Annotated in this window: 3 protein-coding genes; all 3 read right to left on the bottom strand. The window is 43.8% G+C overall.

Going from position 1 to position 5,477, the window contains the following annotated elements; all coding sequences use genetic code 11:
• Window positions 1-91: 91 nt before the first annotated feature.
• Window positions 92-1,249 (bottom strand): hormogonium polysaccharide secretion pseudopilin HpsC, encoded by a 1,158-nt coding sequence (gene hpsC, locus AC3A14_RS10530; RefSeq protein WP_318732933.1) that lies wholly within the window; start codon window positions 1,247-1,249, stop codon window positions 92-94.
• A gap of 80 nt (window positions 1,250-1,329) precedes the next feature.
• Entirely contained in the window at window positions 1,330-2,109 is a 780-nt protein-coding gene (gene hpsB, locus AC3A14_RS10525; protein WP_318732910.1) for a hormogonium polysaccharide secretion pseudopilin HpsB, read from the bottom strand.
• A gap of 32 nt (window positions 2,110-2,141) precedes the next feature.
• Window positions 2,142-5,477, bottom strand: a 3,336-nt coding sequence (gene hpsA / locus AC3A14_RS10520; protein WP_487778993.1) for a hormogonium polysaccharide biosynthesis protein HpsA, incomplete at its 5' end; no start/stop codon positions are given.

Below are 5,477 nucleotides of genomic sequence, written 5' to 3'. Positions count from 1 at the left end.
TCGCCCTGCTGAAGGATCTCCAGTTTCGTTGATTTTGTAGAATGTTGCTCTTCATATCCCTTCCCCTTAAAATTCTTTAATAACCCGTAACTTACTGAACTCTTCCCCTAATTTTTGTCTGAATACTTGTTGTGGGGAAAAAGAGTGCTGTCCGATTATTATCAGGATCGTATTTATCAGGATTCGCTGGATTAATCCTCGCTAAAGCATTCCCGCGAATATAAACCTGAGCCACCCCCGCCTCCGAATCGACACAAGTAAAAAAGCTATCTGTCTTAAACGCATTAAATGCAGCCGGAAAACCACTCGCTCCATAATTCGGACTTTGCCAAGGTTCATCAGTACCTGTAGGAGCTGGACTAGGAGTATCTTTATTGGGGAAAGCATCCTGACAATTGACTGCATTCGGAAAAGATTGACCCGAAGCCAGATCGCTTAATGCAGTATGATCAATATTATCGACTAATACTTGTATAGGTGTTTCACTCAAATTATAGGCTTTAGATGCTTTCTGCCATTTATTCATCTTCTCTTGCACGCTATCCCCCGATATCGACAGGTCAAAATTGGCATACCCATCACTAGGATCGAGATCGTATTTGACCCCACTAATCGTATTATCTTGAGGATTGTTACCCGTATCCACAATCCCATCCTGAATTTCAACTCGCCTAATCTGCATTGCATTTGACCAAGTGCCACTATTAGCATTGGTAAGATAATAAACCACTAAAGCATACACTTGATAATCTTGGTCATTACAGGGATTACGACTAACAGGCAACTTCACCAAGCATCCAACTGTTGTATCGCCTGACCTAGGCTTAACGTTCAAATCTTTATCTAAAAACTTGCGTTTCCAAAATGCCAATACAGGAATTCCTTCTCCACTAGCTATCACTGGAATTTGGCTACAACTTGCTGGAGGGGTATAGGAACCTGGAGACACCGGACTACTACATTCCGTTGTACTATAATTGCCAGAAATCGCCCTTAATCCCTCTCCATCATAAATATACACCGCCGTCTCCAAATCTCGGCGGATATAATCGGCTGCTGCTTGAATATCCTGTTGAGTTGCCGATTGTGCTTGTTCATTACGATCTTTCCGAAGAATATCAATCATAAAGCCCAGCAAGCTACTGATTATAATCGAGGAAACTACTAAAGCCACCAACAATTCAATCAATGTAAATCCCTTATTTTTTCCTCTCTTATGGCAGCTTTTCAACCAAGCATTCAGTAACATAAACATTAGTATGGCCCCTAAACCTAATCAATAATCAACCCAATATTCATGAACAGCATTAACTCCAATCACTCCACTAATTAACCGCCTCCTCCATATCGAGTAGTAAAATTAACCGTACTATCGTTTTTACCTTGAATTTCTGTGGTCATTTCCAATAGAGGGGCTTTCAGATTTAAACTTGCTCCAGAAGAGCGTTGTTGGACACCATCAGCGTGCAGGGTTAACAGTGTGCCTGTATCCTCGAAAGCATCAGCGCGGTAAACCCGAATCCCCAACAAATAACCTTGATCGAGTTGCCCTTGGGCTGTAGCTTGAGTCTTATCCGTCACGCTACGATAAGCTTGGACAATAAAATCATTGGGACTACTTGCTTGACATCCTGACTGATCATCTCCATCAAAGCAATATAAACTGACATCTGTTGCTGAAGCTTCTTTTGCACTAGCAAGGGTTTGATTTTTACAATACCCCCCCTTCTCGTAGTCATTGGGACTAGCTGGAGGACAAGTGGCGGGCAAAGAAGATTGTGCAGGCGCAACTGTTTTCGCAAAATCTTCCCGTTTAGATATAAATTTCCGAGTTGCTGGATCGACTTCTTCTTTCAGTTCAACCACGGAATTAGGAGCCGGTAAACTGTCTGCTCGGACTCCATCGATATAGAATCGAGCGGCTTGCGTTGCCAGCTCCACCCGCCGAGCTTGAATGCGGGTAGCGGTTGCCAGCACAATCACTGGCGCTATCCCCACCAACATAATCGTCAGGATAACCACTGCTACGAGCGATTCAATCAAGGTAAAGCCAGACTCACCTTTAGGTGGGAAGGAATGATTCTTCGGTTCTCGGAATATGGGTTTCATAGGTTTGCCTTGTAAGGATTAGGGTGAGTGAACTATTGACATGTACTAGGGCGTTGATCTTTAGAGATAGCGTATTGATAGGAGACACTAGCGTTGTTAGCAATCTTCACATCTTTATCATACGGATCTCCAGCATTGTCATAGCCACCTTGTTGTGCAACAGTGTTATTTGAATTTGCGGGATCGAGGCGCTTGTCCGGTTGACCAGCACAGAGCAAGGTTTCCACCCATTGATCATCTCGCCTCACTTCTCGATAGAATTCATTGGGAGGAGTATCATCTTTGATGGCAAATCGTTGGGCAAACAAGTCAGGTGCTTGAGTTAACAGGGCTACATCAAACCCCCAAGGGCGACCAGGTGCATAATAGAAGGGTAGAATTCCATTTGCGTTACCCGTAGCATAGAACTGATCTTCATCAAATAGACCGATTTGCTTACCATATATTCCCTGGGTCACAGTTGACCTAGAGTTCAGAACTGAATCTGTTGGACCTGTGGCATAGACACTCCGTCCTTTTTGAATAAATGAACCGGTAATGTTGACATTAACACCTGTCCAGTCTTCTAAAAATCGAGGGAAGTTACCTAAGCTTCGGTTTAACTCGTCCGGTCGTCCAGCAGTATCTCCTGACACAAAGACCAGATTAAAGGTTGTGCCTCCCGCCTTGGCATGTTGCACCCAATCGGTTTCACGACTGTCCTTATTGGAGTTTCTCTTAATCGTAAAAGTCCCATTAGCAGCAATGCTGCCATCAACCTCCATTGGTCTCCCAGCATCACCACTGGTTGTTCCAGGAGCTGAATCTGTTGCATGGATTTGCAGGATAGGAATTAATAGGGGTTGCACTGTTGGATCAGTAGTCAGGTCATCGTTCAGATAAGATAAAAACCGCTGACTGTGATATCTCCATCCAGTGGTGTCTGTAGGATCAGTAGGAGTTGTTGTTGTCCTAAACCACAGGGTGTTATCTTGGTTGGTAATATCCCGATCGACTTGACCAGCAATACTGTTTAAGTCTAAGAGTAAATTGTCAGGAGTGAGCTTTTTGCTCGCTTCCAAAACAGATACGGTTCTATTGAGTTTTGTATCTGGGAATAATCGAATATTGCTACCAAAGTCAACGCTACTTAGAGGCTGATTATCCACATAGGGTAAGTAGGTAACTTTATTCGTCTTAATTCCTAAAGCAACAGGAGTGTTATTGGTTGCTTCTAAGACTAACTTGTGGTTTTGATCTCGTAAAAATGCAACACGGCGAGGGAAAGCCGCAAACTTATTGTCTAGATTGTCTTGAGCTGTGGTGAGCAAAGGACGTGGCATTCCCTGTAAAACCCAGTCAGAGCTACCCAGTCTTACCTCTTTTTCAGGAATACCCGTGTCTGTGGTATCCCCATCGCCATTGAGATCGAGAGTTAGACTTGATTCTCCAAGGCTGATTTCAATCGCTGTTTCTGCAATACTATCGCTAGTATCCCCATCTCCATTTAAGTCAAGAACAATATCAGATTCACTTACAGAGTCAGTGGTATCTCCATCTCCATTGAGGTCAATACCGGAATACTCAAAAGAATCATCAGTATCTCCATCTCCATTTAAGTCTATAGCAAGACTGGATTCATCAACAGAGTCAGCAGTATCTCCATCTCCATTGAAATCTATCTCAACACTATTCTCACTAAAAGAGTCCGTTGTATCTCCATTTCCATTTAAGTCAATTGTAATCGTCTGTTTAAACGTATCGGCGGTATCGCCATCTCCATTAAAATCGATGGAAACATTAGACTCGTCAAACGCATCATTAGTATTGCCATTGCCATTCAAATCAATACCAATGATATGCCAATCTTTGGGTTCGCACTCGGAGATGGGGAGTTTTTCGCAGATTTCCATCACGTATTCTGGAAAGTTCACCCGACGCTGAACTGGGATAACAAAGTTAGTGAAGTAGGAGCTGGGGGTGTCTCCAGGTCCTTTTGCTTTATACTCGGCATCGGTAAAGTTACGACTGGCTGCAAAGTCATTGGTGTAGAAGCCATTGTGCCGACGCTTGGTGATGGAGCGAGCATCACCTTGGTTGTTGTTCAGGTCATAGTTACCATCGCTGCGATATCCGAATTTAAAATCATCGGATAGGAGGGTTAAAGCGTCAGCGAAAACAGTGGCACTACGCCAAGTATCTCCATCTCCATTACAACCGGGTTGTCCTTTACGACAGGCAAATTTGGAGTCAAGGGTTGAGCGAGTGTAGAAGTTAGCATAGGTCGCTTTATTCAACTTCTGAGTGAATTCTTCAACTTCGTCAGCACCTGAAAGATGTCTGTTAAAGTCCCCTTGTATATAAACGGGTAGATCGGTTGCTAGGATGAACCCTTTTTCTTCTGGACGGTAATCATTCGTCGTTCCTCGGTTCAGTTTTTCTCCGTTGATCAGGAGAATAGCATTCGGGCGACGAGTGGGATCGAGTTTGAAGTCAGTACTACTTTGGGGTAGATCGGCTTCTGCGTCACCTGTACGTTTGAAGGTAGTTCTTCCATCCTCAACCCAAACGGTTTGATCGGGAAGTGAATCTTCGCGAGTTGCGTAGATAATTCCACTGTTGGGTATGAGATATTCTTGAGGATCTGTTGAAGTGCCAATGGTTTTCTGTTTGAGCTTCTCGAGATCGATTTGGGTGGCGCGAATTTCTAGGGGATACCGTTCTTCAATCGGGAGATCGTAGCGGCTATTTAAGCTTTCAGTAATCCATCCGGTTCCATCTGCACTAATTGAAGGATCAGAAGCTGCATAAACCGATCCATTAGTAGTGGTAGACACTGTAATGTTATCACCACTTATGGCAGTAATTTCTCCTCGAACAATCTTGGGAATATTCTTATCTTCTGGAGAATCTGGAGGAGCTGGAGAAGTGCGCTGGTATTCTTCAATAGTCACCAGATCTCCCACTGCAAATGCTGGATCGGGCATTCCACTTGTTAATGTATAGGTGCCACTCGCTCCACCGGTTACTTGTAAGCTATGGACATCATTCGCTTTAATCTGCCTTGCATCAAGAAAGCTAATTTCTTTAATGGCATTGTCATCAATGGCGGTACTAGCTGTTGCACTCCCATTAAGAATGTCTAAGGCACAAATTGCGGCTTCAACTGCGCTTTGTTCAGCAATAGTGCGATCGGCAACGGAACTTTTGTTTAATGCAGAAGCAAGTAAGGGATTGACCAGTCGGTCCCCAACCAGGTTAACTACTGCACTGGCATCATTATCATAAACGACTTCAGGGTAGCGAAGGGCAGCTTGATAAGCCAACATATTGGTATAGGTTCCTTCTGAAGTGTTTCTCCAAGAGTAGACCTTGCCATTATTAGAGTT

The sequence above is a fragment of the Roseofilum sp. genome (assembly GCF_982964205.1).
Note: the sequence above shows the minus strand (reverse complement) of the source record. Positions and strands in the feature narration are given on the sequence as shown.